This window comes from Leucobacter sp. G161 (genome assembly GCF_001482305.1).
In the GTDB taxonomy this organism is placed as follows: Bacteria; Actinomycetota; Actinomycetes; order Actinomycetales; family Microbacteriaceae; genus Leucobacter.
In genome coordinates this window covers 1-505 of record NZ_LOHP01000025.1, presented here as the reverse complement: position 1 = coordinate 505, position 505 = coordinate 1, and the positions used below count along the sequence as shown (strand labels likewise).

Sequence of the window (505 nt, the reverse complement as noted above, 5' to 3'; positions counted from 1 at the left end):
TAGACGGTGAACGCCGAGGCGACCTGGTCGACCGTGAGGCGGTGTTCGACGGCAAGCGCGAGCGGGAAGATGAGTTCGCTCACGAAGCTGCCGTCTTTTGCGACGATATCGTGCTCCGACGAGGCGCCCTCGAATACCCAGTTCACCGCCTGGCCCTGCTGGATGGTGATGTTGCTCGGCTCGAAGCGGTTGTCGATGACGCGGACGGTCACCGAGGCTTTCGCCCCCTCGTCCGACGGCACCACCGGAGGTTTCTCGGCTGAGCAGGCGGCGAGGCCGAATGCGAGTACGGCCACGCCCAGTACTGCGGCGATTCGGGCTACGAAGTGGGTCCGTGCTCGCCGTCCTACGGTTGTGAGTGCGCCAGCCATTAGTGCACGTGCATCGCGCGGGCGGCGTCAGTGATCGCGCCGGTGAGCGACGGGTAGACGGTGAACGCCGAGGCGACCTGGTCGACCGTGAGGCGGTGTTCGACGGCAAGCGCGAGCGGGAAGATGAGTTCGCT

General features: G+C 65.9%; 1 pseudogene. It reads right to left on the bottom strand.

Features of this window, described 5'->3' with window-relative positions:
* Window positions 1–296: pseudogene (locus AUL38_RS17525) on the bottom strand (hypothetical protein); the annotation flags it as partial.
* Window positions 297–505 lie beyond the last annotated feature (209 nt).